This is a genomic window from Nonomuraea sp. NPDC049269, assembly GCF_043197155.1.
Lineage (GTDB): Bacteria > Actinomycetota > Actinomycetes > Streptosporangiales > Streptosporangiaceae > Nonomuraea.
On sequence record NZ_JBICSO010000002.1, the window covers coordinates 320,747 to 347,340 of the forward strand.

Consider the following 26,594-nt stretch of genomic DNA (forward strand, 5'->3'; position numbering starts at 1 on the left):
GTGAGGGGAGGGCAGGGGGCAGGTGGACTGATCACGACCTGGTCTTCACGACCCGGACCGGCGGCCCGATCGAGCGCACAGAGGACTGGAAACAGTGGAAGTCCATCCTCAAGCAGGCAGGTGTACGAGACGCCAGAGTCCACGACGCCCGGCACACCGCAGCGACCCTGCTGATCGAGTAAGGCGTACACATCCGGGTGGTTCAGGAGATCCTCGGCCACACCCGCGTGACCACCACAGAGCGCTACACCCACGTAGCAACGATGCAGATGAGAGACGCCAGCCACCGCATGGACGAAGCGCTCTGGGGCCCTGGCTGAGAGCCAACTGCAACCCTGAGTCCCATAGAGATCGAAAAAGGCCCTTCCACAGAATCTGGGAAGGGCCCTCGACGTGCGGAGGATCGGGGATTTGAACCCCGGATGGTGTTGCCACCAAACCGCATTAGCAGTGCGGCGCCATAGACCTGACTAGGCGAATCCTCCTGGTAGCCACGCGGCTCAGGACAGCGTACCGGCCTTCTGCCAAGGCAGCAAAGTCGTTCCCCATCCCAGCCTGTCCAAAGGTTATCCACCGCCTGTGAATAACTCCCTGTGGACAACACGGCAGACAGCAAGCCCGCCCCAAGGCGTGCCGGGACGGGCTCAGCGCGGAGGTCCGGCGCGGGGACCCGACGAGCGGGTCCGGCGCGCGAATCTCGAGGTCGAAGGGGTCGAAGGGGTCGAAGGGGTCAGCGGGGTCGGCGGGGTTACGCGGCCGGGTTGGCCTCGCCCTCGATCTCGACCTTGATCTTCTTGCCGACCAGAACGCCGCCCGTCTCCAGAGCCTGGTTCCAGGTCAGTCCGAAGTCCTCGCGGTCGAACTCGCTGGTGATGGAGAAGCCCCACACCGCCTGGCCCCACGGGTTCGTGCCGGCGCCGCCGTACTCGACCGTGAGCTCGATCTCCTTGGTGACGTCGCGGATCGTCAGGTCACCGACGACGGTGAACTCGTCGCCCGAGTGGCTCACCACGCGGGTGCTCGTGAAGGTGATCGCCGGGTACTTCTCGGTCGACAGGAAGTCGTCGCTGCGCAGGTGGCCGTCACGGTCGGCGACGCCGGTGGTGAGGCTCTCGGTCTTGATCGTGAGCTCGGCGGACGACTCGAGCGGGTTCTCGGCGATCGTCACGGAGCCGGTGAAGTCGCCGAAGCTGCCGCGCACCTTGCTGACCATCATGTGCTTGACGACGAAACCGATGCGGCTGTGCGCGACGTCCAGGTTGTAGGTGCCGGCGGCGGGGACGGTCAGGCCTTCCCAGGTGCGGGTGGTCATGGGGTTCTCCTCAGAAGGGGTTAGGTGCTTGCTGTGCGGATGTCTGCGGCAACAAATGTCTACACGAGGAATATTCCTCGCGTCAACTATCGTCCGCTACAGTATGAACGTGGTCAACATTGACGACCCCCGGTTGACGGCCATGGGCCTGCTGGCGGAGGTTCACGCAGGTCTTACAGCCCGGCTGCAGCCGGTGTTCAACGCTGCCGGGCTGTCCGATATCGATTTTGAGACGCTGCTGCGGCTCGGGCGCTCTCCCCGGCAGAGCCTGCGGATGAGCGATCTGGCCGCTCAGACCGGCCTGTCCACGAGCGGCGTGACTAGGGTGGTCGACCGGCTCGAACGCGACAGCCTGGTCGCCAGGGTAGCTTGCGCCACCGACCGGCGGGCGTCCTACGCCACGCTCACCGACGCCGGGCGGGAGAAGCTCGAAACGGTGCTGCCCCGCCACCTCGAGGACATCGACACGTGCCTGACCGGCCTGCTCAGCGCGGAGGAGCTGGAAGTCTTCCTGGCCACCCTCCGCAGGATCCGGGAGGTCGTACGGCCCTGCGCTACGGTGGGGGCTGTCGAGGAAGAATGCCCAGCTCAGCCCTGAGCTTGGCCATGGCGCGCGACATCGTGCTCTTGACCGTGCCCAGGGTGATGCCCAGCGTTCTGGCGATCTCCGGCTCGGTCATGTCCTCGTAGAAGCGCAGCACGATCGCGGCCCGCATCCGGGTGGGCAGCCGAAACAATGCCTGCTCCAGGAGTTCGTGTACGTCACCGCAGGCTTCGGGCTCCGGGGCGACCTCCGGCAGGTCCTCTGACGGGTACTCCTCCAGTCGGCGCCGCCGCCACTGCGAGATGTTGATGTTGACCATCGCCCGCCGTACATATCCGTCGAGCGCGGCCCTGTCTTGGATGCGGTCCCATGCGAGGTACGTCTTGGTAAGTGCGTTCTGCAGCAGATCCTCCGCGTCCAGCGGATGTCCGGTGAGCTGGTGGGCGGTGCGCAGCAGGGCGGGCCCGCGCGTAATGACGTACTCGCGGAACTCCTCTTCCCACCTGAAGGTCTGCATCCTGGCCAGAATCGCAGCCAAAGGCCGAGATCGGGCGTAACCGGAATTCAGGATTCGGCCCGCCGACGATAAAGGTAGGTCAAGGTCGGTGGCGGTTTGTATGTCGCCGAGGGTCAACTTCTGTCCCGAGGGGTGCGTATTTTGCTCTCTATGCATGGGTACGGCGAAGCAGCCCTCGGAGTCGTGTGACGCTATAAGCGCGACCAGGGAGGGACTGATGGGGTATCCGAGCGTGGAACGCCGCCGGGTGCTCGCGGCTGCGGCACTGGGCCGGGAAGCCGGCGCCCCAGGTCCCGAGCAAGGGGATCCGCTGCGCGCGGTCATGGGGGACATCCGCGACATCAGCCCGCACCTGGTCATCATCGAGACCCCCGAAGGCGACGAAGAGCGGCTCGTCATCGCGCCGTGGGCCACCGCCTGGCATGGCGGCGACCTGGTGCCGGGCGATCTGCCGGTGGGCTCGACGGTCATCATGCGCACGCTGCGCGACGGCCGGGTGGTCGAGCGATTCTGGGCCGGCATCACCCGGATGACCGGCACCATCCTGTCCGTCGAGGGACGTAAGGACGTGACGGTCAAGCTCGACTGCGGGCCGCACCGGGGCCGCCGGACGATCGTCGTGCCCTACCGGGCGACCGGCCGCATCCTGGTACGCCATGCGCGGTTCGAGCCGGGGTTCCTGTTCGACGCGATCGGCATCAGAAAGGACGGGGTGAGTCTGGCTCTGCTGCCGGCGACCTCGCAGCCCGCCTATCCGGCGCGGGCGGTCCCCGCTCCGCCGCCCGCCTACGCCGGCCTGCAGTCACGCATCTCCGGGACCGCGACCTGGTCCGACGCCTTCGACGAGGAGGATCGGGGGGCCGCCTACCCCATGGTGGAGCGCTCCGATGTGGGCTGCCCGGACGCCGAGGTGTCGTGTGTCGGCCTGCCGTACCTGGCCATCGGGTCGATGCTGCAGGTTCGGAACGCCTGTGCCGATCGATCCGCTAACGTGCCGATCGTGGCGTGTGGTTGCGTGGCCGGGCGCTTCTGCGACCGATGCGTCGAGTGCGACACCTCTCCTCGCGGGCGGATCGTCGAGCTGTCGCCCTTCTCGTACGTGGAGCTGGGCGGCGACCTGGTCAAAGGGTGCTTCAACGCGCAGATCGGATTGGGGTGACGCTCGTGCTGGCATCGCAGCTGCCTGCTCTGATCGTGCTGCTCGTCTTGGGGGCGGTGGCGAAGGTGCTCACCGTGCGTTCGGGCGGGGAGATGGGCTCGCTGGCCCGGCTGGGGCCGGCGGCGCTGATGCCCGCTCGCATCGAGGTGCCGATGCTGGTCGTCTGCGCCATCGGTGAGCTGGTGATCGCGACGGGGCTGCTGGTGAGTACATCCCCGGTCTTCAGGTGGGCGGCGGTCGCGTTCTTCGCCATGTGTACGTACGTGCTGCTGGAGGTACGCAGGCGGCGGCCCGACGCGGGATGCGGATGCTTCGGCGAGGTGAGCGGGGCACCCGTCGGGCTGCGCTCGGTCGCCAGGACCATGGTGCTCACCGGGATGGCCGTGCTGTCGCTATGGGCTGAGGAGCCCGGTTGGCTCGCCTTCGCGCAGCCCTCGTGGTTCGTGGCCGCCGGGGTGGTCGTGCTCCTCGTACTGTCGCCCGAGCTTGAGGAGATGGCGGATCGGCTGCGTTATCGGGCGCCGTGCGAGCAGCGCCGGGGCCCGGCCGTGGAGGTCACGCTGGCCAGGCTCCGGTCGAGCGGCCCCTGGCGCCAGCACCGGGACCAACTCACCGCGGCGGAGCCGTACGACAGCTGGCGCGAGCTGTGCTGGCGTTTCTTCGCCTTCGAGCGGCGGGATGGGGCCGACGTCGTGTTCGCGGTCTATCTCAGCGGGCGGCGCCCGGCCGTACGGGTGGCCGTGGTCAACGCGGAGGACAGCGGCGCTATGCCGGTCTATACGCCTGTATCGGCCTGACGCTAGACAGCGCTATAGAACCCTCGACAGAGGATATGACTCTATTGGGCTATCTAGCTTCCCCACTAGACAGCCCAATAGAGGACTAGGGGTGTCGCCTAGATCGGTTGGGCACGCAGGAACCTCCCGAAATGCGGCACGGTGAACGCGATCAGACCGCGCTCAGCGCTGTAGATGAGCCCCTTCTTGATGAGGCTGTCGCGGGCGGGTGACAGGCTGGACGGCTTGCGCCCCAGCGCGTCGGCCACCTCGGCGGTGGCGACCGGCTCGTCGCCGATCTGCGCCATGGCGTGCATGTAGTCGCGCTCCGCCGGGGTGGCCCGCTCGTAGCGGCTGCCGAAGAAGCCCACCGCGAGCTCCTCCTCGGCCTCGGGCGCGGACACCTTGACGTCGTCGAGGGTGATCGGGCTGCGCGGCGCCAGATCCCAGGCGACCTTCCCGTACGCCTGGACGAAGTAGGGATAACCGTCGGCCGCCTCGTAAAGGGCGTCGAGGGCGTCCTGCGTGAACTCGACCTCTTCCTCCCGCGCCGGCAGCATCAGCGCGAGGTCGGCCGCCTCGCGGTCGAGCTTGTCGATGCGGGCGTAGCGGAAGAGCCGCTCGGAGTAGCTCTTGCTGGCCGACAGCACGCTCGGCAGGTGGGGCAGGCCCGCGCCGACCACGATCAGCGGCCCGCCCGACTGCGACAGCTCGTGGCAGGCGGCGCAGAGCGCCGAGACGTCGGCGGGCTGCACGTCCTGCATCTCGTCGATGAACAGCGCGATGCCGACGCCCAGATCGGTGGCCACGCTCGCGGCGTCGACGAACAGCTCGGTGAGGTCGATCTCAAGGTCGCCGGAGTCGGCGCGGCCACGGCTGGCCGGCACCTCGATCCCGGGCGACCAGTGCGAGGTGCCCTTGGCGGCGGCCGGGTCGCGCATCGCGAACGCCTTGAGCACGCCCAGGAACTGCTCGATGCGCTCCGGCGCGCGATGCCGGGGAGCCAGCTCGCGGATCGCCATGTGCAGCGCGGCCGAGACGGGACGGCGGATCGACTGGTCGGGCCGGGCCTCGATCTTGCCCGTGCCCCACAGCCGCTGCATCGCCATGGACTTGAACGTGTTGAGGAGCACGGTCTTGCCGACGCCGCGCAGGCCGGTGACGACCATGCTGCGCTCGGGACGGCCGCGGGCCACCCGCTCCAGCACGACCTCGAACTGCTGCAGCTCGCGGTCGCGCCCGGCGAGCTCCGGCGGACGCTGTCCGGCTCCGGGGGCGTAAGGATTGCGCACGGGGTCCACGCTCTCGGACTTTATTGCGGGATATAGCGGCCGTCTTAGATTTGGGAAGAAAGCGCTACGGCGTGTCCGAGCAGGGGCCGTCGCCAGTATCGTCATCGGACACACCCCCTCCCACCAGGCCGAACCCTTGTTCGAGTCGGTACCGAGAACTGTAGCGCGCACTCGAACACGTGCGCGATGGTTTCGAGTAAAGATCTTTGCAACAGAGCGGGCGGCTCATGCGTCCCGGTGATGTGGAGTTCGAGGAATTCGTCCGGGCCAGGGGTTCGGCTCTGATCAGGTACGGCTACGTGCTCACCGGCAACGCCGAGGACGCCGCTGATCTGGTCCAGGAGGCGCTGCTCAAGCTGAGCGACACCTGGAACCGGGTCCGCAACAAGGACAGCCCCGAGGCGTACGTACGCACGACCATGGCCCGTCAGCACATCAGCTGGTGGCGCCGGCGGCGCAGGGAGCACCTGACCGACGACGTCCCCGAAGGCATCTATCACGACAGACATTCCTTCGGCGAGCTCTGGAAGGAGCTCGCGACGCTGCCCAGGAAGCAGCGGACCGTGCTGGTCCTGCGCTACTACGAGGACCTGCCGGATGAGGAGATCGCCGCGATCCTCGGCATCTCACGGGGAACTGTGCGCAGCCAGGCATACCGGGCGCTCGCCACGCTCCGGATCCGGCCCGCTGTGCTGGAAAGGGGACGGGCATGAGGACAGAGGACGAACTGGGCGGGACGCTGCGCGATGCGGCGGATCGGGCGCCCGAGCTCGACCTGATCGCCGGAGTCAACAAACGCAGGCGCCGGCGGACCAGACGACGTGCGCAACTGCTCGCGGCGGCCGCGGTGGTCGCGGTGGTGGGCACGAGTACGGTCGTCGCCCGAGGGGCCTTCTCCAGCGGGGGCGGAGAAGAGGCGGCTGCCCGGCCGGCCACGACGGTGACGACCGAGGCTCGGCCGCGTCCCAGTAAGAAAGTGACTCCGACTCCCGGTCCGGAGGTCACGGTGACAACGACCATGACTGCTAAGCCGCAGGCGCAGGGGATACCGGTCGCGAAGCTCTGGCCGCAGGCGCTCATCCAGATGCCCGCGAAGAACGCCGACGGCTGGCGTTACCGGCCGATCACCGGCATCGGCGCCACCGAGGTGCTGCTCAAGGCGGAGCCCTCGGTCGGTAAGGCCGGCAGGATCGAGGTGTACGACACCAAGACCGGTAAGTTCCGGGTGGTGACAGAGGTCCCGAGGACCCCGGGACTGAAGGGATACTTCCAGGCAGCCGCCTCGACCGATGGCAGGAACGTCGTCTGGTCCACCACCGCGAAGAAGAACGGGACCTGGATCGCCGAGCTCTGGTGGGCCCCGCTGTCCGGCGGCAAGGCCAAGCTGGCCGTCACGTTGACCGGCGCCGCCGCGGACGTCGAGACCGTCGGGACGGACGGCGAGAGCATCGTCTGGTCGACGCGGAAGGGCGGCGTATACCGGAAGCCGTTCGCCGACGGTGCCCCCAATCGCGTGCCTAAAACTGATGGGTTGCACCTGATCAGCTGGCCGTGGGCGGGCGATGCTGGCAACGTGTTCATTGAGCCTGACCGCAACCAGTCCAAGATCGTCAACCTGGCCGATGGGACCGTGACCAAGGTTGTGATCAAGGACAAGATGAAGGGCGTGCGATGCGGGCCGGTCTGGTGTAGCGGCCGCCAGGGCGGCGCTGCCTTCTTCCAGCGCCTCGACGGGACCAGAATCGGGAAGGTGCCTGGATTCGGATTCATCGGGGGGCCCAGGCCGTATCCCGTCCTCGACCGCTTCCTGCGAGCAGGCGATTCCGTGTACGACCTGAACACCGGCAACGTGGCACGCATCGAGAAGCCCGGTAGCTGGATCGGCAGCAACTCGTTGGAGCCCAGTACGGTCCTCTATTGGGGCACCACGAAGGGGAACAACCCCGACAAGTACTGGGTGCTCAACTTGGCAGCCGTCCCGCCCGCGCAATAGCGTTCGGAGCCATGCGGACCTTCGCGAACGTACAAGAACTCAAGGCGGCCGTCGGCGAGAAGTTCGGCCCGACCGAGTGGCGCACGATCACTCAGGAGCAGGTCAACCTCTTCGCCGACGCCACCGACGACCACCAGTGGATCCACGTCGACGTGGAGCGGGCCAAGGAAGGGCCGTTCGGCGGCCCGATCGCGCACGGCTATCTGAGCCTGTCGCTGCTGCCGTCGTTCATGTTCGAGCTGGTGCGGGTCGAGGGCATCCAGATGGGCGTCAACTACGGCCTGAACAAGGTGCGTTTCCCCAGACCGGTGCCGGTCGGCGCGCGGGTCAGGGCGCTGGGCGAGCTGAGCGACGTCAAGGGCACGCCCGCCGGCTACCTGTCCAACCTGAAGATGACGATCGAGATCGAGGGCGAGAGGCGCCCCGCCTGCATCGCCGAGACGCTCAGCCTGTACATCCCCGATGGGTTCACCGCAGGGAATTGATGATCGCCGCCGCCGCGACGAGCGCCAGCAGCCCGAGATAGGCCAGTACGAGCCGGGTGTCCTTGAGCACGCACTTGCTCTGGGTCAGCCCGGCCCGGCGCGCCTTCCAGTACCCGGCGAACCCGAGGACCGCGAACCCCAGCACTGCCCACGGCCCCAGCAGCCAGGCCAGCAGCGCGACGGTCGCGTACACGCACAACCGGAGCGGATCCTTCACGTGACCACCTTGAGCTGAGGCCTGGAGGCCACCGCCGACAGCCGTTGCTCCGACAACTGCGGCCAGGCCTGCACGGCGCAGAACGGCGCGCACTGGTCCTGCTCGGCCCGGGTGCCGACGTGCACGCAACACTGCGTGAGCCGCTCCTCGATCATGGTTGAGATGTCCATGAACGGCTTGACCGTCACCCGCACCACCCGCTCGCCGAGCAGTTTGCGGAGCTTCTTCCGCCTGCCCGGCAGCGCCGAAGAGGCCAGCGTGAGCAGCGTGGACACGCCGAGGTCGCAGTTCTCGCAGATGTCTCGCCACAGGTCGCCGATCTGCGGGTGCGACAGTGACGACTGCTCCGACAGCAGTCCGAGCAGCGATTCCTGTACGGCCAGCCGCAGCTCGTGGGGGATCTCGGTGTCGGCGATGCGGTTGGAGACCAGGCCCAGGTTCGCCTTGAGCCGGTCGGGGCCGATCAGCGCGACCAGCGAACGCCACTGCTGCGCGTCGTCGCGGATCAGGTAGCCGACCGAGCAGCAGTGCGGATGCGAGCAGGGCAGCGCGGTGAGGTCGCGCCAGGTCACCAGGTCGTCGGTCTGCGGGCCGAGCCGCTTGAGCACGCCGGTGTGAGTGAGGCGGTCCATCGGGTCGATCGGTCCCGACCTGCCCGAGCCGAACTGCGGCTGCAGCGACACACCGCCGACGAACGGCGTGTCGAGCGCCAGCCGTACGACGTCGCCGATCTCCCCGTCGTTGACGCCGAGCGCGGCGGTCATCACCAGCGTGGTGAAGATCTCCCGCTCCGACAGCCGTTGTACGGCCTGCGCCTTGAGGTGCCGCAGGTCGCCGCCCCGATGGTGTCTGGACGCCTCGGCCGAGCTGCCGTCGTACTGGAGGTAGACCTCCACCCGCTCGCGGTGCTCGGTGAGGAGGTCGAGCAGGGCGTCGTCCCTGGCGATGAGGACGCCGTTGGTGTTGATCAGGATGCGGGTGACGGGGCGCTGGTGGAGCTCGGCGAGCAGTTGGGCGAGCTCGGGGTGGAGGGTGGGCTCGCCGCCGCTGAGCATGAGAACGTCGAGCCGGCCGTTCTCGCGGGCCAGGCGCTGGTCGACGTTCGCCAGGATGTCGGTGATGGGGACGATGCCGGTCAGGTCGGGGGAGCTGTCGGCGAAGCAGGTGGGGCAGCGCAGGTTGCAGGCTTCGGCGATGTCTTCGAGCAGGATGCAGGTGTGCTGGGTCTGCATCTCGGGCAGCCCTTGGAGGTAGGCGGCGGGGACCGGCTTAAAGTTGCCGGTCAAATCCGGCATGTGGTGCTTTGTGGGTGCGGTCCATTCCTCGAGATATGCCAGGATTTCTGGGTCTTCGTCGTAGAGAGTCCTGACCAGGCCGTGTTCGCGGCAGCCGCGCTCCAGCCACACCCGCTCGTCGCGGACGGTCAGGTAGCCGCTCAGCCGTTCGACCCGCTCCAGGTCCTGGCCGTGGCAGTGGGGACAGAAGGCGTTGACGTACCTGAGGATGCGGTCACCCCGCAGGCCCATTCCGGTGCTCATGTCATGACTTTCCGCTTGAAGAGGGGATCGTAGTGGCCGCGCCGCCAGCCGTACCGCAGCCTCAGGGCGAGCAGCAGCAGGCCGGGGATCAGGAACCACTGCGGCCTGGTGAGATCGAGCCAGACGGTCTCGTTGGCGCGGGTGAACTCGACGAGGAAGCGGAAGCCGGCGTACGCGGCCAGGTACAGCGTGAACAGCTCACCCGGCTCAGTGAGCCGCCTCCGCGCCCAGAGCAAGGCGGCGAACACGGCGAGCTGAAAGATGATCTCGTAGATGAACGACGGGTGCATGGCCTGGCCGGTCAGGCAGCCGGGGCACTCGGGCGTCGTCGGGGGAGCGTGTACGCCCCAGGGCAGCTCGGTCGGACGGCCCGGCGCCTCGGTCAGATGGCAGCCGATCCGGCCCACCGCCATGCCCAGCGCCACCGCCGGGGCGAACAGGTCGCCGGTGCGCTGCTTGTAGCCGATGATCCTTTTGGCGATCAGTACGCCTATGTAGGCGCCGGTCAAGCCGCCGAGGATGCTCCGCGAACCGTACAGCCAGAGGTCGGACAGGTTCAGCGTCTCCAGCCAGCCCGCCAGCCGCATCCCGATCGCGCCGCCGACCAGGGCACCGGTCACGGCCACCAGCGACTGCTCGTTCAGCGCGCCGCGTCGGCGGGCTTCGTGCACGAAGACCACGGACGCGACCAGCACCCCCAGGCCGACGAAGATCTCGTGGAGGGGCATGTCAGGTGTACAGGTCCGGGCTGACGCCGGTGACGATCCCGGCGGACAGGATCGTCCACAGCACCCAGCCGATCAGGAACCCCAGGCCCAGGCCGGTGGCCCATGGTTTGTGCAGGAACTGCAGTCCCGCTCCGGCGCCCAGGCCGAGGAGGGCGAGGAAGATCGTGCAGGAGATGATGATGGGGTGGTTCGGACCGTTCTGGTCCAGGGTGCTGATGAAGATCAGGATGCCTAGGATGGCGTTGACGATGCTGTAGGCGACCAGGCCGGCGAACGCCAGCCCGATGATCAGAGCGATGGACTTGCCGGTGGGTGGCCGCTTCGGTTTCTCCCCGGGCGGCGGTCCGTCGGCTTGCTGGGGCGCAGGTCCGCTGGTTTGTCCGGGTGGCGGGTCGTCGGCTTGCCGAGGCTGAGGCCCGCCGGTTTGCTCGGGCGGCCCTCCGTCGCTTTTGTCCTCCAAGGTCGGGGCGCTTCCTCCGAGTGGTGGCGCCCCATCGTCGTGGCCGTCCGGTGCCGGTGCCGGTGCGGTCATGCGTACATGCCCGGATTCAGCCCCGTGCAGTAGCCGGCCGTGACGATCGAGGCGAGCGCCCATCCGATCATCAACCCCAGCCCCACCCCCAGCGTCCACGGCTTACGCAGCACCACGAGCACGATCCCCGCACCGAGCCCGACCACAGCCAGGAACCCCGCGCCCACCCCGATCGCGACCGCCGACCCCGCGCTCAAGGCGATAATGCCGACGACCACATTGAGGACCCAGTACCCAAAAGCTCCGGCGAACGCCAAGCCGACGATCAAGCCCGTCGGCCGCGGCGGCTGAGGAGGCGGTGGCATGGTCACGACCTTCAGACTAGCGGGGGCCTTCCGAGTAATAAATCGCCGCTTGCACCCGGCTTTTGAGTCCTAGCTTGTTCAACACCCGGCTCACATGCGTCTTGGTGGTCGCCTCGGCCATGTCGAGCTCCCTGGCGATCTCGGCATTGGACAGCCCGCGCCCGACGCAGGCCAGCACCTCCTGCTCGCGCGGCGTCAACCCCTCCACCTGCTGATCCTTGCGTACCGGCTGCTCGGCGAAGGCCGCGATCAACCGTCGCGTGACCGTGGGCGAGATCAGCCCATCACCCCTGGCCACCAGCCGCACTGCCGCGATCAGCGAATCCGCGTCGGTGTTCTTCACCAGGAACCCCGCCGCCCCCGCCCGCAACGCCCCGAACACATACTCATCCACATCGAACGTCGTCAAAATCAACACATCGGCCACCCCGGCGAGCTCCCTGGTCGCCGAGATGCCGTCGAGCTTCGGCATCCGCACATCCATCAACACCACGTCGGGCCGGGTCTCGCGAGCCAACTCCACCGCCTGCTCACCATCGGCCGCCTCCCCGACGACTTCGATGTCCGGCGCCCCACCGAGAATCAGCACCAGCCCCGCCCTGACGGCCGCATGATCGTCCGCGACCAGCACCTTGATCGTCATCCCACCACTCGTTCCCTACTCACCGCGCACGCGTTCATGGACCCTTTCCCGGTGTGGGCAGCGTGGCCCTGACCCGCCACGAACCCCCGTCCGCCCCAACCTCGAACGACCCCCCGACCAACGCGGCCCGCTCTCTCATCCCGACGATCCCCGCTCCAGCGCCGGGCAGCCGAGCGGTACGTCCATCCACAGGGTTATCCACAGCCACCGTCACCTGCTCCGGCTCATAGACGACCTCGACGGCAACCGGCCGCCCGCCGTGCTTGAGCGCATTGGTCAGCGCCTCCTGCAAGATCCGATAGCCGGCCAGATCGACCGCCGGAGACAGCTCCCGCGCCTCTCCCTCAACACGTAGATCAGCCGTCATCCCCGCCCGCCGCGACCGCTCGACCAGACTCTCGGCGTCGGCCAGCCGCGGCCGGGTGGCGTCAGGCTCGTCCCCTTCCTGCCGCAACAGCCCGATCATGGTCCGCATCTCGGCCAGCCCTTTCAGGCTGTTCTCCCGAACGGACTCCATGATCTTCCGTACGGCCGCCGCATCCAGATCCCTACGCGACAGCGCGCCCGTCGACTGGATGGCGATCGCGCTGAAGTGGTTGGCGATCATGTCATGCAGCTCCCGGGCCATCCGCGTACGCTCCGTCGCGATCGCCGCCTGCCGGTCGAGCTCGGCAAGCCGCGCCACCTGCTCAGCCCTGGCGCGTTCGGCCGCGGCCTGGTCACGATGCTGGCGTAACACCATGGCCGTGGTCACCGGCGTGATCAGCACGAGCCCCGCCTGAATCCCGATCACCGCCAGCGCCCGCCAGTCACGTGCCACGACCCCCGCCGCGGCCCCGGCCAACACCGCCAGCACAGAGGCGATCCCCAGCAACCACCGCGAGAACCGCGCCGGCCCATACAACGCCGCCGCATACACGTTGTCCGTAAATATCAGGACAGTCGGCAACGACGGCCCTAAAAACAGATCAACCCCGATCCCCACAGTCCCCAAGCCCAGCCCCACCAGCGGAGCCCGCTGCCGGACCACAACCGCCGAACACACGAATGCCAGCGGCACCACCAGCCACCCCGCGGGCACCCCGCGATGACTGTAGGCCCCACCCACGATCAGGAGCAGGCCCACGACGAAGGCCAGCCCGGCCCACGACGCCTCCCGTTTCATGTCCCCCATCCCACCACCGTCCGGCCCCGGTTCACTCCTTCGTGGGTCCGCCTGTGGATAAACACTTCGATGTATCCACAGGCTCGTCTTCACTGACGATGTGCCGCGCAGAAGAGTAGAAAAGGATGGGATGCGTGATTGTCGCCATCCTGATCGGCTGCGAAGTCGGCTTCTGGCTCCTGCTCGGACTCGGCCTCGCGAGCCGCTACCTCTGGAACCGCCGCCGACTCAGCACCGCCCTCCTCATCTGCGTACCGCTCCTGGACGTGATCCTCCTGGCGGCAGCCGTCATAGACATGCGCGGCGGCGCCACGGCCGACCTGAGGCACGGCCTGGCGGCCGCGTACCTGGCGTACTCCATCGTCTTCGGCCACCGAACGATCCGCTGGGCCGACGCCAAGTTCCGCCACCGCTTCGCCGACGGCCCCCCTCCCTGGAAACCACCCGAGGGCGGCACGGCCCGCACCCGCTACGAGTGGGGCTTATGGCTCCGCATCGTCCTCGCGTACGCCATAGCCTGCGTTCTTGTGCTCGGTCTGGTCTGGCTCGTCAACGAACCGTCCCGCACGGGCGCACTGATCGATTTCATGTACGGCATGCTGAAGGTGCCACTGATCGCCCTGCTCTGGCCACTGAGCTACACCCTTTGGCCAAAGAAGGTGGGGTCTACTGGAACGTGATGGCGGTTTCTGGTTCGAGGCACGGCTCTGGACCCGCTATGCTGGTTCACGCAGCGAGCGGCCGTAGCTCAATGGATAGAGCATCTGACTACGGATCAGAAGGTTGGGGTTTCGAGTACCTCCGGCCGCACAGCACGTCAAAGGCCCTTCGGGATCATCCCGGAGGGCCTTTTTCGTGGTCGTACAGCAGCGTTGTACAGCAACGTCTGCGGCTAAGCGTTCTGATCCGTAGTCAGACGCTTATTCAACTGGTCGAGCGCCTTGCGGGTCTCTGGGCTTGGGATCTGCGTGTAGACGTCCATGGTCATCGAGATCTGCGAGTGACGCAGGATGCGCATGGCCACGCGCGGGTGGACGTCGAGGGCGGCCAGGAGTGAGGCGCAGGTGTGGCGGGTGTCGTGCACGCGGATGCGCGGGACTGCCGCGTTGCGGCAGTGGTTCTCGAAGGCCCGGTTGAAGTTTCGCGGTTCGATCGGTGTCCCGGTCCGAGTGGTGAACGTCAGGCCCGAGGGCTTCCACTTCTTACCGGCGGCCTTGCGTGCTTCCTCCTGGACGCGTTGACGGTGCCGCAGCGCCGAGACGCACAGGCCGAACAGGGGGAGGGATGCCGTCGAGTCGTCGGTCTTGGTCGTTTCGCGGTGGAGTAGCCGGCCACCGACCCTGGTGAGCTGGCGGGAGATCCAGAGCTGTTCGCCGCCCAGGTCCACGCAGTCCCAAGCCAGGCCGAGGACCTCCCCGCGGCGCAGGCCCAGGACGAGGATGAGCACGTAGGCCGCGTACAGCGGGTCGTCGATCGCTCGTAGGTGTTCGAGGAACCTGCGGGCCTCGTCGACGGTCCACACCGTGTGCTGACGCTTCTTCTTGGTCTTGCTGGCGCTCGGCAGCGTGGTCAGCGATGCGACGTTCTTGGAGATCAGTTCCTCCCGCAGGGCATGGCCGAGGGCAGAGCGCAGGACGCGACGAATGCCCGCGATGGTGCCGCGGGACGGGTAGCCCTTGCAGCACTTGCCGAGCGAGCAGCACCGCCGCTTGTGTTCGGGCCGTTTGTGGTCCTTCTTCTGATCGCAGCAGGTGCAGAGGGTGGGCAGGGTGTTCAGCCAGGTCTGTACGTCGCGGACGGTCAGCTTGTCCAGGCGCTTCGTGCCCAGGCCGGGGATGATGTAGAGCCGGACGAGTGGCTCGTAGGCGACGTAGGTTGTCGGTTCCCGGTTGGGTTTGATCACTTCTTCCAGCCAGCGGGACAGGAAGGCGGCCAAGGTGGGGTTCTTCGTCGGCACTGGCCCCTTGCGGGACTGCTCGTGCAGTTGGAGCCACTTCTCGTGGGTCTCCTCGCGGGTCTTGCCGTACGCCCACTTGCGGGTCTTCTGGCCCTCGGGCGTGGTGACCCAGACGTAGCCTGCCCAGCCGTTCTTGTAGGGGAAGATCGAGCCCTCGTTGTTGGCGCGGGTACGACGGCCTTGGCGAGGGCGCTTGGGCTCCTCTGGGGTGGCGAGTGCGGTCTTGGCGGGCATCAGGCGGCCTCCTCGCAGAGCCAGGTCACGTAGTCGTTGAGGGCGGTTGCGGGGATGCGGCGGCAGCGGACGCCGACGACGACGGAGCCGAGTTCGCCGGAGCGGATGAGGTTGTAGAGGGTCCAGCGGCTGACCTTCAGGGCGGCCATGGCCTGCGGGACGGTGAGCAGCTCACAGGTCATGTAGCCCGCCTGACTGCGTTCCGGAGAGCGCGGCGGCGAGGAGTTGGTCTCCGGCTGAGTGGCCCTTGCCTGCGTACTCCCATTCGCTGATCACGAGGACGGTGTCTTCGGCGAAGAGGGGGAGGCGTCCGTGGGTGACCTCTTCGGTGTGAACGAAGCGCTCTCTCGCTGCTCGGAGTTCGCCGAGGGTGGTGGAGTAGCGGCGGGAGCGGGTGGAGAAGTGGCCGCGGAAGCCGAGCATGTGGGCCCAGTCCATGAGCCGGAGTTCGGCCAGTTCATCGAGTGCGCCGAGGTGCATGCAGGTGGTGATGAGGCGTCGGGCGTGGTCGCGCAGGTTGAAGGCTTGCAGGTTGTCGAGGGGGTTGATGCGGCGGTCGAGGGTGCCGACGCATTCGGCGGCTTTGGTGGCGTACTTGGAGATGTAGCCGGCCACGGCTTGTTCGGTGAGGTCGCCGTCGAGGGTGATGGGGCGGATGTCGAGCTGATTGCCCCAGCGCAGCACTCGTGCGGGTTGATCGTCGTGGGCTGGGACGGTGGCGGAGACGGCTCTTGCCGCGTGTTGGATGGCTTGGGTTAGGGCGTCGGTGGTGGCCCAGGCAGGGGGCGGGAATGCCGGGCCGGTGGGGCCGTCGAGGCGGATGACGGCGTGGAAGTGGACGACGCCGCGTCGCTGGTATTCGGCGACCTTGGCGAAGGAGAGCGTGAGGTGGTGGCGGAGGTCTTTGAGGGCTAGGTCGCCGAGTTTGGCCAGGTGGCGGCGTACGGAGTCGGCGAAGCGCTTCCACAGCAGCGGGGCCAGGGCGTTGAACAAGACGGAGCCGGTGTAGTTGTAGCAGTCGGGGCAGAGCGGTTCGCCGAGACGGGGATCGTCTGTGCTGTGTCGTTCTGTGCAGGCCATGACGTGCCCATGGGGGCAGGTCTCGGCGTTGCGGCGGGCGTGGCAGGGCAGGGCCTTGCCGTTCTTGTCCTTGTGGGCGTGGACCGGGCCGAAGGACGGGGCGGTCAGGGTGACGAAGAGCGTCGGGTGGGTGGTGACGGTCTCGGGGACGCCTTTGCCGCCGATCAGGCCCGCGCGGATGAGGTGGTAAGTGTCGGAGCGGTAGGTCTCGGCGCAGGCCGGGCAGCGGGAGGCGCGGCGGGTCTTGCACGGCACCCGCAGGACGCCGTCGGGCTCGGTGCGAGTGGTGTAGCGGTGCAAGAGTCCGCCGGTGGCGCGGTCCCAATGTTCGACCTTGCCGCGTAGGTGGATGGGCTGTCGGCAGCCTCCGGTGCGGTGGATTTGAGCGGCCCAGCGGTCGTAGTCGGGGTGGTTGAGTCGGGCGATCATGCCCGCTTTTGCGTGCGCGGTGGTGTGGGTTGTGGGCAAGATGGAGACCTCCTTTTGCTCGTTTGGGTGGAGGGATGGCCCCCGACCTGGCGTGTGTCTTGGCGGATGTACAGCCAGGCCGGGGGCGCTGCGCCTTTAGGCGCCGTGGTTGTCGATGCCGGTGCCGTCGCAGTCGCGGCAGCGGTCGCGGTCGTTGTCGAGGCCGCTCCCGTTGCAGGTGCAGCAGTGGTAACGGACCACTTCGATCAAGGCCGGTCACCCCCTTTCGCGCGGCGCGGTGGTGAGGTAGATGCGCCAGTAGCAGGGATTGGCGCGGTTGGGGTAGAGCCGTGAAGCGGCGATGACGGTGAAGTACAGGCGCAGGTGGAGCAGAGCGTCGATAACTTCGGTGCGGGTTCCTTCGAGGCGAATGCGCATGATCGTCTCTCCTGGTCAGGCGGCGGGTGTCGGGTCGGGCTGAATGCAGCCGTGGTAGCTGGTTTCGGCGGCGTGGCGGGCGCGGGCGGCGGCGGAGATGGCTACGGCTCGGTATTCGACGGGGCCGAAGAAGACGGAGGTGGCGTAGTGGCCGTAGGGGGAGTCTTCGTAGTCGATGGGGGAGCCGACGCGGGCGGCGATCTGGTCGATCTCGGCGCACTGGTCGGCGTCGCTGTCCTGGCGTGAGAAGTGGTGCAGGGTGAGGCTCGGGGACACGGGCAGGTCGGGGTGGTCTTCCAGGAAGGCGGCCAGGTCGAGCAGGCCGTTGATGAGGGCCCTGTGGTGGTCGTTGGTCATGGGATGAGGTCTCCCTTCTGGTCAGGCGGTTCGTAGGGTGCGCAGCAGATCGGAGGCGAGCTGGTTGGACACGCCCAGGTGGGCGCGCAGGGCGTCGCGGGTGATCGGCCTGCCGTGTTTGGCGTGGTGTTCGTCGGCGACGCGGCGGGCGTAGTCGACGAGCGCGGGGGCGAGGTCGCCGTCCTGGTCGTCCTGACTGTCGTCCTCGGCCGAGTCGTTGTTCGGGACGAGTTCGGGGACCGGATACGAAGCGAGGACGGGCGAGGACGAAGCCGCGGACGGTTCGGGACGAGGACGAGCAGCGCGACGTTCAAGCATCGAGATGGCGATGAGGAACGCGCCTGCCGGAGTGGCGGCGGTGATCCAGCCCCAGGCCGTCGGGGCAGCCTGCTGCAGGTTGGCGGCCAGAGACAGGATGATGCCGCCGGTCAGGACGAGGACGGGCCAGGAGATGAGGCCGCGCCGGTCCTTGCCGTGCTTCTTGTCGCGTTGGCGTTCGCGGGCGGCCATGACGCAGGTCAGGTCGATGCAGACGGCTACGGCCCAGGACATCCAGCCGCTTTGGCCGTGCTCGGTGGCGGTGTCGCGAATGTGGGTGAACGATCCAGCACCCGCGATGACGGCCAGGACGAGGACCGGTCCGGTGTCGAGCATCCAGCAGGCCAAGCGCCGCATCGTCGCACCCTCCTTTGCTGTGGTCAGGCGTTAGCGGGTTCGGGTAGGTGGGCGGTGATCTCGTCCCAGGACGGGGCGAGGTCGGCGTGGGTGCGGGCGGCGTGTTCGGCGGTGGCCTCGGTGACGTAGAAGGAGCGGGCGCGGTACCACTGGCCGTCTTGGCCGGCGACGATGGCGACGCCGGGTGTTTCGGCGGCGATAGCGCGGGCCGACGCGAGGGCGGCCGGGTCGAGGTCGCCGAGCGTCATGGTCGCGGTCTCCGGATCGTTGACCCGGTGACAGATCCGTCCGGAGCACTGCGCGCGCAGTGCGGTGACGCCGGGGCCGAGGTCCGAGCCGATCCTTTGGCCGCAGCAGAACAGGTAGATGCCGAACGCCCGGCCGAGCTGGGCGACCCGCAGCAGGGCGGTCGAGGTCTTGGCGATCTCGTCTTTCTCGGACTTGTCGGCCATCAGGTAGAGCTCGGCCAGCTCGTCGACCAGGACCACGACTGGCACTGGGCGGAGGGCGGGCGGGAGTTGCCAGATGTTGCGGGCGGCTGTCTGACGGCACAGGCCCATCCGGTCGATCATCAGGCCGACGAGGTCGCACAGCAGCGTGACCGACTCGGCGCGGTTGGTGGCCAGCGCCGACAGGCGGGGCGCGTAGGGGGTGAACTCGACTCCGCCCTTGAGGTCGAAGCCGACCAGGGCCACGGGTTGCGGGGCCAGGGCGACGATGAGGGCGTTGGCGAGGTTGGACTTGCCGGACTGGGTGGCGCCCGCGTTGAGCCAGTGCGGCACTGTCCGGAAGTCGATCACCCAGGGGCGGCCGGTCTCCAGACGCCCCACGGTCACCTTGAGCAGGTCCGGCGACGGTGGGAGCTCGTCGACCTTGACCAGCGGGTCACGCATGGTCGCCATCAGCACGACCCGGCCGGGCCGGGGTGATGAGACCCGTACGGCGTGCACGCCCCAGGAGTGCGCGAGGCGCTCGGCGGCGTCGGCGTAGTCGCCGGGTGTCTGGCCTTCCAGGGTGTGCAGGGTGACGCGCCAGCCGTAGCGGGTAGGCAACGGCAGCCAGATGAAGGGTTTGGTGTCGACGGCGACCCGCTGGAAGCGACGGCGCACCTTGACCAGGCCGGTGGAGGCGATCGTGCCGGGCACGGTGGTGAACCACCAGCGTTGCCGCTTCTTGGTCAGGCCGCAGCCGAGCGCGACCCGCCGCCAGGACGTGCGCACCGATAGAGCGGTGAGTGGGAAGCCGAGTGCGAGCCAGAAGGACGGGTAGTGCCAGCGGCGCCAGGCCCACAGCCCGGCCGCCGTGGCGGCCAGGACTGCGAGCAGGACGGGCGCGTCAGACATCGGCTGCCTCCCGCACGGGCAGCAGGGCGGATGCGCGGTAGGCGATGCCCCACCGGCCGGCGATCTCCCACACGTAGCCGAGCAGGCCGACGGCGGTGACCTGGTCGCCGGTGGTGATGGGCGGCTCTCCGGTGGTGCCGATCTTGACGAGTTCGATCCGGCCGAACTCGTCTTCGACCGAGACGGTGACCTCGTAGACGGTGTTGCCGTTCTTGTCGGTCTTGATCTCGCCGGTATCGCGGTTGAGGACGCGCGGGCGCGGGGCCTTGACGCAGGTGATGGCGAGCTTGCTGACATCCACGGGGATCGGGACGGAACGCATGGGCGGTGACCTCCTTATTCGCCTTAGCCAACATAGTTAACCTAGTTGGCTCAGTTGTCAATGTTGGCGTGGCCGACTTGGTGTGGTGAGATGGACGGTGATGGTCAAGCACACCGGGCGGGCCGGCTATCTCCAGATCGCCGATGATCTCCGAGCGCAGATCCGCGGCGGCTCTCTCGCGCCCGGAACTCCGCTGCCGTCCACGGCCCAGCTCGCCGAGCAGTACGACGCGTCGCTGTCGGTGGTGAAGATGGCCGTCGGCATCCTGCGTAACGAGGGCCTGGTGATCGGGCAGCAGGGCAAGGGCGTCTTCGTCAGCGACCCCGACGAGGCGCCCGCCGCCGAGGGGGACGTGGCGGGTGAGGTGGCCGAGCTGCGCTCCGCCGTACAAGATCTGTCGGTACGGCTCGCGCGTGTCGAGGAGCAGTTGGCTACGTCCACGACACCCCGTTCCGGACGTAGCAGCCGGTAACCTTCCGGGCCAGCGACGCCGACACCCCGTCAGGGCGCTGCCGCAGGCTCAGTGCCTTGTCCTCGCGGCGGATGCCGACCAGGACCGTGATGTAGCCCACCAGCAGCGTGACGCCGAGTAGTCCGGCGATGATCAGCGGAATCACGTCCAGGTCACCCCCGCCGCGACGAGGCCGCGAGGGGTGCGCGGGGGACGGCGGGTCTCGCCGCGCTGTCGGTTGTTCTTTCGCTTGCCCGCCCGCCTCTTGACCCAGCGCTCACGAGCCAGGCACTTGCGGCACCGGGTCTGGCCGTCTTCCAGGCATGCGCCGCACTCGCAGGCGGGGTCGGGGTAGATCTCGTCGGTCATGTGATCACCTCTCCTTCCGGTCGCTGTTCTTGCTTGCGAACCGAGAATGCGACGGAGAGTCAGGACGAGATCACTACACGACGGGACATGTTCAAGACGTCCGGCCTACGATGGCCAGGTCCCCGGACGTCCCTCGGAGCGGGTGAGATGGCGAACGAACGGCTACGTGCGGCCCTTCTTCAGAAGGGCGTGAGCATCGGTGATCTGGCCGAGGCGATCGAGGTCGACCCCAAGACCGTCGAGCGGTGGGTCACCAAGGGCCGTGAGCCGTACCGAAAGCACCGGTTTGCTGCGGCTTCGTACCTGGGCGTAGACGAGGCGTACCTGTGGCCGGACGCGCTGACGCGTGAGCAGGTCGCCGCGGCGTCGGGCAGTGAGGTCATCGCGATCTATCCGCACCGCTGGGCCGTTCCCCGGGACATCTGGGGACGACTGTTCTCGGCAGCGTCCGAAGAGATCGGGGTTCTGGTCTACAGCGGCTTGTTCCTCGCCGATGACGGGGGCATGGTGCGGCTGTTCGCCGACAAGGCGCGCGCCGGGGTGAAGGTGCGCGTTCTGCTCGGTGATCCCGACAGCGCCGAGGTGGCGCAGCGGGGGAGCGACGAGGGCGTGGGGGAGAGCATGGCCGCGCAGATCCGCAGCGCTCTGGTCTTCTACCGGCCGATCACCGGCCTGAACAACGTCGAGATCAGGTTGCACCACACGGTGCTGTACAACTCGATCTACCGCGCCGACGACGAGTATCTGATCAACACGCACGTGTACGGCACCCGCGCCGGCAACGCGCCGGTCCTGCATCTGCGCCGGGTGGCCGGAGGGGACATGGTGGCGACCTACGCCGAAAGCTACGACAAGGTGTGGGCGCAGGCCAGGCCGGTAGAGTCCTGAAACATGGCCCGGCGGATCGACTTCCACCACGACCCCGACGCGCCCGCGGCCAACAGCCTGGTCCCGTCGGTGAACGTCATCGTCACCAACGAGCGCGGCGAGGTGTTGATGATCCAGCGGTCGGACAACGACAACTGGGCCGTGCCGGGTGGGGCGATCGACCTGGGCGAGTCGCTGCCTCAGGCCGCGGTACGCGAGACGCTGGAGGAGACCGGCATCAGGTGTGAGATCACCGGCCTGGTCGGCACCTACACCGATCCCGGACACGTGATCCTCTACACCTCCAACGGCGAGGCCCGCCAGGAGTTCTCCATCGTCCTGACCGGCCGCGCGATCTCCGGCTCCCCGACCCCAAGCACGGAATCTCGTGAGGTGCGGTGGGTGCCCCGCGATGAGGTCGCATCGTTGCCGATGGCAGCCTCGATGCGCATGCGGATCGAGCACTACCTATCCGGCACCGGCCTGCCCCACATCGGATAGCGCAGCCTCCACCGCGCGGACCGACGACACGATGCACGGGGTGGCGGCGGTGATCGACCGGCTCACCACATGGTCGGCCCCATAGCGGGCGTGGATCTCCGCCAGCCGGTCGCGTACATCCAGGTGCCGGCCGTCCGGGTCAGTGGTCATGTCGCAGTAGGTCAGCGCCCTGACCAGGTCAGGCCGTTCCTGGTCGAACTCCTTGGCCAGGACATCGAACAGGTCACGTTGCCGCGCCTCGTTGTCCGCGCATGAGTGGTAGGCCACCAGGCGGCTCAGCCGGTCGTCGGCCCCGGCCACATCACGCAGGTAGCGGGCGCCGTCGAGCTGATGCATGCCGGTGTCGACCAGGTCCGGGGCGTAGCCGATGTCATGCAGCAGACAGGCGGCGATCAGGGTGTCGGTGTCCGCGCCGAGAATCGGCGTCAGGGTCTCGGCCTGCTCGGCGACTGCCTGGGTATGCGCCCAGCGCCGGGGCAACGCCGTCTGCAGTAGGTCTTTGGCCAGGCCGTACGCCCACTCGATATGTCCCACGTCGTTCACGATAGGCATCAAGCACGTGCGGGAATCCAGAGGGCGAGCCTAGACGTCCCGGGACGTCTTCCCACTCTCGCGTTTCGGAGCCGGACGAATCAGAGCCGGACGAAGCGCCCACGCCCGTGCTCGGCCACGATCAGCCCTTCGCGTTCCAGGACGGACAGCGCCTGCCGCACCGTGTTGCGCGAGGCCGCGAAGCGTCGCCGTAGCTCGGCCTCGCTGGGCAGCGCGGCACCGGGGGCGAGGTCACCGCGTTCGATCTGCTCGCGCAACTCTCCGGCGATCACCTGATAGCGGTACGGGACCGCCGTACTCTCCCCAGGCACCACGCGGCCCTTGGACGGGACGGTGACCAACAGCCCTTCGTCCTCCAGGATCGCCAAGGCACGCCGTGCCGTGTTACGCGCCACCCCGAACGTCCGGCACAACTCCGCCTCTGACGGCAGCACACTGCCCGGCCCGAACTCGCCCGACCGGATCCGCTCCCGCAACCGGTCGGCGATCTGCGGGTAGACCCGACCACCGGTCAGCCATCGCCCCCTGGACATCGTGTCAGCCGCGGTAGGCATCGAGGATCTTGTTCAGATCGACGCTCAGGTCACCCTGCTCTCCCTCACGCCACCCCTCCCGAACAGCCCTCTCGATCCGGTCCACGGCGCCAGCCATCTGCAGGAACGACACCCGCTCGTCGTCCTGGTCGCCCCAGTAGAACCAGCAGAACGGCAGGTGCACGAACACCCGCCGCATCCGGCACCGGCCGTCGGTCACATCCAAGGCCGGCCGCCCGTCCTCCGCGAGGATGAGCACGGTCGTGACACCCCGGCTGGTGAGCTGTTCGCCCAGCGCGGTCAGGAGCCGCTCCGCGTAGGCCCGCTGCTGCTCCTTGATGGTCTTGCTCGTCTGCACCCTCGTCCTCCCTGACGTCCGTACGGAGTTCGTCGTGTGCGTCGAGATTCGCCCCGCAGCCGGGGGCGGGAACACCGCAACTCGGGGACGTCTAGGGACGTCTGATGTTAACGTCGCAGAGCAGGGTCATCTTGCGAGAGGAGCAAGCCGGTCCCATGAACGAAAACCTCCGCTACGCACTGGCCACCGCCCGGCTCAACACCACCGACGTCGCCGCCGCACTGGCCGTCGACCCCAAGACCGTCAGCCGATGGCTCCAAGGCCGCATCCCCTACCCACGCCACCGCTGGGCCGTCGCCGACCTCCTCCACGTCGACGAAGCTGACCTCTGGCCCGAGATCGCACCACGTCACCAAGCACTCGCCAACGGCGTTCAAGCGATCTACCCCCACCGCTGGGCCATCCCTCAGACCGTCTGGCGGAACCTCTTCAACGGAGCCAACGAGGAGATCGGCATCCTTGCCTACAGCGCGCTCTTCCTCGCCGAAGACCGCGGACTCCTCGACATTCTCACCGTCCGCGCCCAAGTCGGCGTCAAGGTCCGCATCCTCCTGGGCGACCCCGAAGGACCAGAAGTGGCCACACGTGGAGCCGACGAAGGAATCGGGGCCGTGGTGATGGCAGCCAGGGTCAAGAATGCGCTCACGCTGTACCGGGTGCTGCATGGTGTTCAAGGTGTCGAGATTCGGCTTCACCGCACAGTGCTCTACAACTCCATCTACCGCGCGGACGATCAGCTTCTCATCAACGCCCACGCCTATGGCACAGCAGCCGCCAACGCACCCGTCATGCACCTTCGCCACACCGACGACCGAGGACCGGCAGCCACCTACCTCACCAGCTTTGAACACATCTGGACCACCGCCGAGACCTACTGCCATTTGCCCTAAGCCACCTGTGGACAGCACAGAAAGCAACTTATCTACACGTCATTAAAGGCGGTCCGCTACGCGGCCCGCCGGGCGCGCCGGTCGGCAAGCGTGCCCGGCTGCGGCTCTTCGGCCGGTCCGGGCACGCACCGCCCGCACGCCCGGAAGGCTGGCACAAGTCCCCAGTCAACGCCGTGACGATCGCTCACTTCGGTACTCAATAGACGTGGTCGAGGCGATCGACTGCCGCGCGGCTTACGGTGCTCGGGCCTGGCGGCCCTGCGCTTCGGGTCCGCTTGCCAACGGTTGACGAGGTTGCTGTCTCCGCTAAGCGCACTATGGCTCCTCGGCCAGCCACCACTAGCGCCGCCCGCGCGCTCGCTACCGCAAGCCACAAAGTTGCTCCGAGAACAGGACACCGAGGCTGCTCAGGGACTCGGCCAAGGCTGAACGGTAGCGGTCGGGGCGGCGTTCGGCCAACTCCCGACGAAAGGCGACAGCTTCGTCAGTCAGGGAAGCGGCGTGGCTGGTGCCGGCCGGGACGACTCCTCACGGCCAGTACGTGCCGCGCCGCCGCGGGCCGCTGATGGGTGCAAACCGTTGCTGTCGTTTAACACCTCTTGTCGCTGTTTGTGGCTCTGCCATTTCCGTGGATCTGTCGTAGGCGATCTTCGTCAGGTATACCGAGCGGTCAAGCCATCCCGGGTCGCCTCTGATCAAGGCGGAAAGAGACAACGTCGATTATTCAAGGCCGGGAACTCCACACACACGGAATTCTGTAACTTTATAACCGTCTATCCTAACATCTGAATCGTTGGAGCCGAGAACTGTAGTGTCAGATCTGCAGTAGTGCAGGCCCTCTTGATGGCGATAGAGCTTGGTCACCCAGAGTGGCGTATTGATGCCAATATGCTCGTGTGATCGAGCCACTGATGCCGACATGCTGTTACGCGCAACAACGGCGTCAAGCCCTCGTCGTACATCGCCTACCACCAGTTCATCACCATCAATTACGCAATACCAATCTCCGTCGCGGCCTATCAAATACGAATTCCTCTTGTGAACTTCAGTGAGCCACACCTGCGCTGGAATGTAGGTGACTCTATAGAGTCTTCCCAGGCGCTCGATCAGCTCCATCGTTCCGTCGGTAGAGCTTAGAGACCAGGAAAAACAATGCCGCAAGAAGCACGAACGTTTTTGCGCGATCTCAGGCACTAGACCGTCGACGATAACAACATGATCGACAAACGGGCCGATCGAATTAACGGACTTCTCCAGCGACCGAGCCGAATTCCACACCGAATAGCATGCGTAAACAGTCATTTCTTGCTGGATTTCCTAACTCGCGTCCAGTACAGGTGGGCGCGGTGCGGAATGTCAAACTTGAGCACTCCGGGAAGCCAACTTCCTATGATCTTAGTCACTTCCAATAGAACGGAAGCCCGCACCTGTTCATTCAACTCTGAAATGAAGCTGGTTTAGGCAACACGGCCCAATAGGCCATCCAGATACTCACGTTGCACATGGCGAAACTGTTCATGGCGCAATGGCTCGAATGGTGCCCGTCGAAAGGCGGAAGGCCATGTGCTATTAGCATACCTTGGAGCGTTACCCGCATGTCGGTCAATTAGGCTATTCAGTTCTCGAATCCATTCCGCCAAGTCGTCCCTGACATTCCATACTAGAGCAAGCGACCCCTGAGGGCGAAGTGTGCTGTGGATCTCTGCTTGTGCTTGTCGGCCCCGAAACCAGTGCAACGACTGTCCCGCAGTCACGGCATAGACCGAGCTCGTAGGAAGAGGGACTGCCTCTGCAGCCGCCGCCAAGATATAAACTTGTCGTCGCGATGGGCGCTGTATTAAGCAGCGCAAGCATTCCCGCCACTGGTTCGACCGCGATTACTCTTCCTGCGAATGGAGTGAGTAGGGTGGTCAGCTTCCCCGGTGCCGGCTCCAAGATCAACTAGTACGGGCTGGGCACCTAAGCGAAGGATCTCGACCAGACGCAGTACTAGGTCGGCCGGATACTCTGGCCTTCCTCTGTCGTAAACGGATGCTGCCTGCGTGAATCCACG

Annotated in this window: 36 protein-coding genes, 2 tRNA genes and 1 pseudogene; 13 read left to right on the forward strand and 26 right to left on the reverse strand. The window is 67.0% G+C overall.

Translation table 11 applies throughout. The annotated features are described in order from the left end of the window. The first annotated feature begins 38 nt into the window (after window positions 1-38). Window positions 39-320: pseudogene (locus ACGFNP_RS11045) on the forward strand (tyrosine-type recombinase/integrase). A gap of 76 nt (window positions 321-396) precedes the next feature. On the opposite strand, the gene ACGFNP_RS11050 reads toward ACGFNP_RS11045, so the two are convergent. Further along, a tRNA-Ser gene (locus tag ACGFNP_RS11050) sits at window positions 397-485 on the reverse strand. Window positions 486-748: 263 nt separating this feature from the next. After that, window positions 749-1,312: a YceI family protein gene (locus ACGFNP_RS11055; RefSeq protein WP_358342564.1), complete on the reverse strand. Its 564-nt coding sequence runs from the start codon at window positions 1,310-1,312 to the stop codon at window positions 749-751. 103 nt (window positions 1,313-1,415) lie between these two features. Here ACGFNP_RS11055 and ACGFNP_RS11060 point away from each other — a divergent pair, with 103 nt between their 5' ends. Continuing rightward, window positions 1,416-1,910 (forward strand): MarR family transcriptional regulator, encoded by a 495-nt coding sequence (locus ACGFNP_RS11060; RefSeq protein WP_358342566.1) that lies wholly within the window; start codon window positions 1,416-1,418, stop codon window positions 1,908-1,910. Here ACGFNP_RS11060 and ACGFNP_RS11065 read toward each other — a convergent pair. Next, window positions 1,867-2,373 carry a SigE family RNA polymerase sigma factor gene (locus ACGFNP_RS11065; protein ID WP_358342568.1) on the reverse strand — a complete coding sequence of 169 codons (507 nt, stop codon included), beginning with the start codon at window positions 2,371-2,373 and terminating at the stop codon, window positions 1,867-1,869. The genes ACGFNP_RS11060 and ACGFNP_RS11065 overlap by 44 nt on opposite strands. A gap of 217 nt (window positions 2,374-2,590) precedes the next feature. On the opposite strand from ACGFNP_RS11065, the gene ACGFNP_RS11070 reads away from it, so the two are divergent. Then, window positions 2,591-3,532: a hypothetical protein gene (locus tag ACGFNP_RS11070; protein WP_358342570.1), complete on the forward strand. Its 942-nt coding sequence runs from the start codon at window positions 2,591-2,593 to the stop codon at window positions 3,530-3,532. A gap of 5 nt (window positions 3,533-3,537) precedes the next feature. Then, entirely contained in the window at window positions 3,538-4,329 is a 792-nt protein-coding gene (locus ACGFNP_RS11075) for a MauE/DoxX family redox-associated membrane protein (RefSeq protein ID WP_393317209.1), read from the forward strand. Window positions 4,330-4,427: 98 nt separating this feature from the next. Here ACGFNP_RS11075 and ACGFNP_RS11080 read toward each other — a convergent pair whose 3' ends face one another. Continuing rightward, complete coding sequence (locus ACGFNP_RS11080) at window positions 4,428-5,609, reverse strand: ATP-binding protein (protein ID WP_358342574.1); 1,182 nt, start codon at window positions 5,607-5,609, stop codon at window positions 4,428-4,430. Between the two features lie 218 nt (window positions 5,610-5,827). Here ACGFNP_RS11080 and ACGFNP_RS11085 point away from each other — a divergent pair, with 218 nt between their 5' ends. The 3 genes from ACGFNP_RS11085 to ACGFNP_RS11095 are packed head-to-tail and all read left to right on the forward strand — an operon-like array spanning window position 5,828 to window position 8,078. Beyond that, the gene (locus tag ACGFNP_RS11085) at window positions 5,828-6,313 is read left to right on the forward strand and encodes a SigE family RNA polymerase sigma factor (RefSeq protein WP_393317212.1); all 486 of its coding nucleotides are present in this window, start codon (window positions 5,828-5,830) and stop codon (window positions 6,311-6,313) included. Beyond that, a complete protein-coding gene (locus ACGFNP_RS11090; protein WP_393317215.1) occupies window positions 6,310-7,593 on the forward strand; it encodes a hypothetical protein in 1,284 nt (427 codons plus the stop codon). Before ACGFNP_RS11085 ends, ACGFNP_RS11090 begins: the two co-directional genes overlap by 4 nt. Before the next feature lie 11 nt (window positions 7,594-7,604). Further along, on the forward strand, window positions 7,605-8,078 hold the full coding sequence (locus ACGFNP_RS11095) for a MaoC family dehydratase (RefSeq protein ID WP_219534610.1): 474 nt from the start codon (window positions 7,605-7,607) through the stop codon (window positions 8,076-8,078). On the opposite strand, the gene ACGFNP_RS11100 is transcribed toward ACGFNP_RS11095, so the two are convergent. The 7 genes from ACGFNP_RS11100 to ACGFNP_RS11130 form a co-directional block, all read right to left on the reverse strand. Next, window positions 8,062-8,295 (reverse strand): hypothetical protein, encoded by a 234-nt coding sequence (locus tag ACGFNP_RS11100; protein ID WP_358342580.1) that lies wholly within the window; start codon window positions 8,293-8,295, stop codon window positions 8,062-8,064. The two genes, ACGFNP_RS11095 and ACGFNP_RS11100, sit on opposite strands and share 17 nt — an antisense overlap. After that, entirely contained in the window at window positions 8,292-9,833 is a 1,542-nt protein-coding gene (locus ACGFNP_RS11105) for a radical SAM protein (protein WP_393317219.1), read from the reverse strand. Before ACGFNP_RS11105 ends, ACGFNP_RS11100 begins: the two co-directional genes overlap by 4 nt. Further along, window positions 9,830-10,561, reverse strand: coding sequence for a prolipoprotein diacylglyceryl transferase (locus ACGFNP_RS11110; protein WP_393317222.1), 732 nt, complete (start codon window positions 10,559-10,561; stop codon window positions 9,830-9,832). The genes ACGFNP_RS11105 and ACGFNP_RS11110 overlap by 4 nt, the downstream gene beginning before the upstream one ends. 1 nt (window position 10,562) lies before the next feature. Next, window positions 10,563-11,021 (reverse strand): hypothetical protein, encoded by a 459-nt coding sequence (locus ACGFNP_RS11115; protein ID WP_393317225.1) that lies wholly within the window; start codon window positions 11,019-11,021, stop codon window positions 10,563-10,565. A 68-nt stretch (window positions 11,022-11,089) separates the two neighbouring features. After that, entirely contained in the window at window positions 11,090-11,404 is a 315-nt protein-coding gene (locus tag ACGFNP_RS11120; RefSeq protein ID WP_358342588.1) for a hypothetical protein, read from the reverse strand. Window positions 11,405-11,414: 10 nt separating this feature from the next. After that, window positions 11,415-12,041: a response regulator gene (locus ACGFNP_RS11125; protein ID WP_393317228.1), complete on the reverse strand. Its 627-nt coding sequence runs from the start codon at window positions 12,039-12,041 to the stop codon at window positions 11,415-11,417. A gap of 34 nt (window positions 12,042-12,075) precedes the next feature. After that, complete coding sequence (locus ACGFNP_RS11130) at window positions 12,076-13,215, reverse strand: histidine kinase (RefSeq protein ID WP_358342591.1); 1,140 nt, start codon at window positions 13,213-13,215, stop codon at window positions 12,076-12,078. 125 nt (window positions 13,216-13,340) lie between these two features. Between ACGFNP_RS11130 and ACGFNP_RS11135 the strand changes: the two genes are divergently transcribed. Together ACGFNP_RS11135 and ACGFNP_RS11140 are read left to right on the forward strand one after the other, a co-directional pair. Beyond that, window positions 13,341-13,886: a hypothetical protein gene (locus ACGFNP_RS11135; RefSeq protein ID WP_393317232.1), complete on the forward strand. Its 546-nt coding sequence runs from the start codon at window positions 13,341-13,343 to the stop codon at window positions 13,884-13,886. Window positions 13,887-13,943: 57 nt separating this feature from the next. Beyond that, window positions 13,944-14,016: transfer RNA gene (locus ACGFNP_RS11140), tRNA-Arg, on the forward strand. Between the two features lie 82 nt (window positions 14,017-14,098). On the opposite strand, the gene xerC is transcribed toward ACGFNP_RS11140, so the two are convergent. The 8 genes from xerC to ACGFNP_RS11180 form a co-directional block, all read right to left on the reverse strand. Next, the gene (xerC, locus tag ACGFNP_RS11145) at window positions 14,099-15,397 is read right to left on the reverse strand and encodes a tyrosine recombinase XerC (protein WP_393317235.1); all 1,299 of its coding nucleotides are present in this window, start codon (window positions 15,395-15,397) and stop codon (window positions 14,099-14,101) included. After that, a complete protein-coding gene (locus ACGFNP_RS11150) occupies window positions 15,397-15,579 on the reverse strand; it encodes a helix-turn-helix domain-containing protein (RefSeq protein ID WP_393317238.1) in 183 nt (60 codons plus the stop codon). Before ACGFNP_RS11150 ends, xerC begins: the two co-directional genes overlap by 1 nt. Further along, the gene (locus ACGFNP_RS11155) at window positions 15,569-16,906 is read right to left on the reverse strand and encodes a replication initiator (protein WP_393319645.1); all 1,338 of its coding nucleotides are present in this window, start codon (window positions 16,904-16,906) and stop codon (window positions 15,569-15,571) included. The genes ACGFNP_RS11150 and ACGFNP_RS11155 overlap by 11 nt, the downstream gene beginning before the upstream one ends. A 255-nt stretch (window positions 16,907-17,161) precedes the next feature. After that, on the reverse strand, window positions 17,162-17,323 hold the full coding sequence (locus ACGFNP_RS11160; RefSeq protein ID WP_393317241.1) for a hypothetical protein: 162 nt from the start codon (window positions 17,321-17,323) through the stop codon (window positions 17,162-17,164). Between the two features lie 15 nt (window positions 17,324-17,338). Further along, entirely contained in the window at window positions 17,339-17,680 is a 342-nt protein-coding gene (locus ACGFNP_RS11165) for a hypothetical protein (protein ID WP_393317244.1), read from the reverse strand. A 21-nt stretch (window positions 17,681-17,701) separates the two neighbouring features. Beyond that, a complete protein-coding gene (locus ACGFNP_RS11170; protein ID WP_393317247.1) occupies window positions 17,702-18,355 on the reverse strand; it encodes a DUF2637 domain-containing protein in 654 nt (217 codons plus the stop codon). Between the two features lie 23 nt (window positions 18,356-18,378). Beyond that, window positions 18,379-19,698, reverse strand: coding sequence for an FtsK/SpoIIIE domain-containing protein (locus ACGFNP_RS11175; protein WP_393317250.1), 1,320 nt, complete (start codon window positions 19,696-19,698; stop codon window positions 18,379-18,381). Then, window positions 19,691-20,020: a hypothetical protein gene (locus ACGFNP_RS11180; protein WP_358046787.1), complete on the reverse strand. Its 330-nt coding sequence runs from the start codon at window positions 20,018-20,020 to the stop codon at window positions 19,691-19,693. The genes ACGFNP_RS11175 and ACGFNP_RS11180 overlap by 8 nt, the downstream gene beginning before the upstream one ends. Window positions 20,021-20,120: 100 nt before the next feature. Between ACGFNP_RS11180 and ACGFNP_RS11185 the strand changes: the two genes are divergently transcribed. After that, window positions 20,121-20,492, forward strand: coding sequence for a winged helix-turn-helix domain-containing protein (locus ACGFNP_RS11185; protein ID WP_393317253.1), 372 nt, complete (start codon window positions 20,121-20,123; stop codon window positions 20,490-20,492). On the opposite strand, the gene ACGFNP_RS11190 is transcribed toward ACGFNP_RS11185, so the two are convergent. Continuing rightward, a complete protein-coding gene (locus ACGFNP_RS11190) occupies window positions 20,452-20,637 on the reverse strand; it encodes a hypothetical protein (protein ID WP_393317256.1) in 186 nt (61 codons plus the stop codon). The two genes, ACGFNP_RS11185 and ACGFNP_RS11190, sit on opposite strands and share 41 nt — an antisense overlap. Next, window positions 20,634-20,840 (reverse strand): hypothetical protein, encoded by a 207-nt coding sequence (locus ACGFNP_RS11195; protein ID WP_393317259.1) that lies wholly within the window; start codon window positions 20,838-20,840, stop codon window positions 20,634-20,636. Before ACGFNP_RS11195 ends, ACGFNP_RS11190 begins: the two co-directional genes overlap by 4 nt. A gap of 189 nt (window positions 20,841-21,029) precedes the next feature. Here ACGFNP_RS11195 and ACGFNP_RS11200 point away from each other — a divergent pair, with 189 nt between their 5' ends. Both ACGFNP_RS11200 and ACGFNP_RS11205 read left to right on the forward strand, forming a co-directional pair. Beyond that, complete coding sequence (locus tag ACGFNP_RS11200; protein WP_393317262.1) at window positions 21,030-21,728, forward strand: helix-turn-helix domain-containing protein; 699 nt, start codon at window positions 21,030-21,032, stop codon at window positions 21,726-21,728. Window positions 21,729-21,731: 3 nt separating this feature from the next. Beyond that, a complete protein-coding gene (locus tag ACGFNP_RS11205) occupies window positions 21,732-22,208 on the forward strand; it encodes an NUDIX hydrolase (protein ID WP_393317265.1) in 477 nt (158 codons plus the stop codon). On the opposite strand, the gene ACGFNP_RS11210 is transcribed toward ACGFNP_RS11205, so the two are convergent. The 3 genes from ACGFNP_RS11210 to ACGFNP_RS11220 all read right to left on the reverse strand — a co-directional run bounded on the left by ACGFNP_RS11210 (window position 22,176) and on the right by ACGFNP_RS11220 (window position 23,651). Continuing rightward, a complete protein-coding gene (locus tag ACGFNP_RS11210; protein ID WP_393317268.1) occupies window positions 22,176-22,742 on the reverse strand; it encodes an HD domain-containing protein in 567 nt (188 codons plus the stop codon). The two genes, ACGFNP_RS11205 and ACGFNP_RS11210, sit on opposite strands and share 33 nt — an antisense overlap. 98 nt (window positions 22,743-22,840) lie before the next feature. Continuing rightward, window positions 22,841-23,314 (reverse strand): GntR family transcriptional regulator, encoded by a 474-nt coding sequence (locus tag ACGFNP_RS11215; RefSeq protein WP_393317271.1) that lies wholly within the window; start codon window positions 23,312-23,314, stop codon window positions 22,841-22,843. Beyond that, entirely contained in the window at window positions 23,298-23,651 is a 354-nt protein-coding gene (locus ACGFNP_RS11220) for a hypothetical protein (RefSeq protein ID WP_393317274.1), read from the reverse strand. Before ACGFNP_RS11220 ends, ACGFNP_RS11215 begins: the two co-directional genes overlap by 17 nt. A 155-nt stretch (window positions 23,652-23,806) precedes the next feature. Between ACGFNP_RS11220 and ACGFNP_RS11225 the strand changes: the two genes are divergently transcribed. After that, a complete protein-coding gene (locus tag ACGFNP_RS11225) occupies window positions 23,807-24,541 on the forward strand; it encodes an XRE family transcriptional regulator (RefSeq protein WP_393317277.1) in 735 nt (244 codons plus the stop codon). A gap of 720 nt (window positions 24,542-25,261) precedes the next feature. Here ACGFNP_RS11225 and ACGFNP_RS11230 read toward each other — a convergent pair. Both ACGFNP_RS11230 and ACGFNP_RS11235 read right to left on the reverse strand, forming a co-directional pair. Next, entirely contained in the window at window positions 25,262-25,657 is a 396-nt protein-coding gene (locus tag ACGFNP_RS11230) for a hypothetical protein (protein WP_393317280.1), read from the reverse strand. Window positions 25,658-25,998: 341 nt separating this feature from the next. Then, on the reverse strand, window positions 25,999-26,391 hold the full coding sequence (locus ACGFNP_RS11235) for a methyltransferase domain-containing protein (RefSeq protein WP_393317283.1): 393 nt from the start codon (window positions 26,389-26,391) through the stop codon (window positions 25,999-26,001). Window positions 26,392-26,594: the final 203 nt, after the last annotated feature.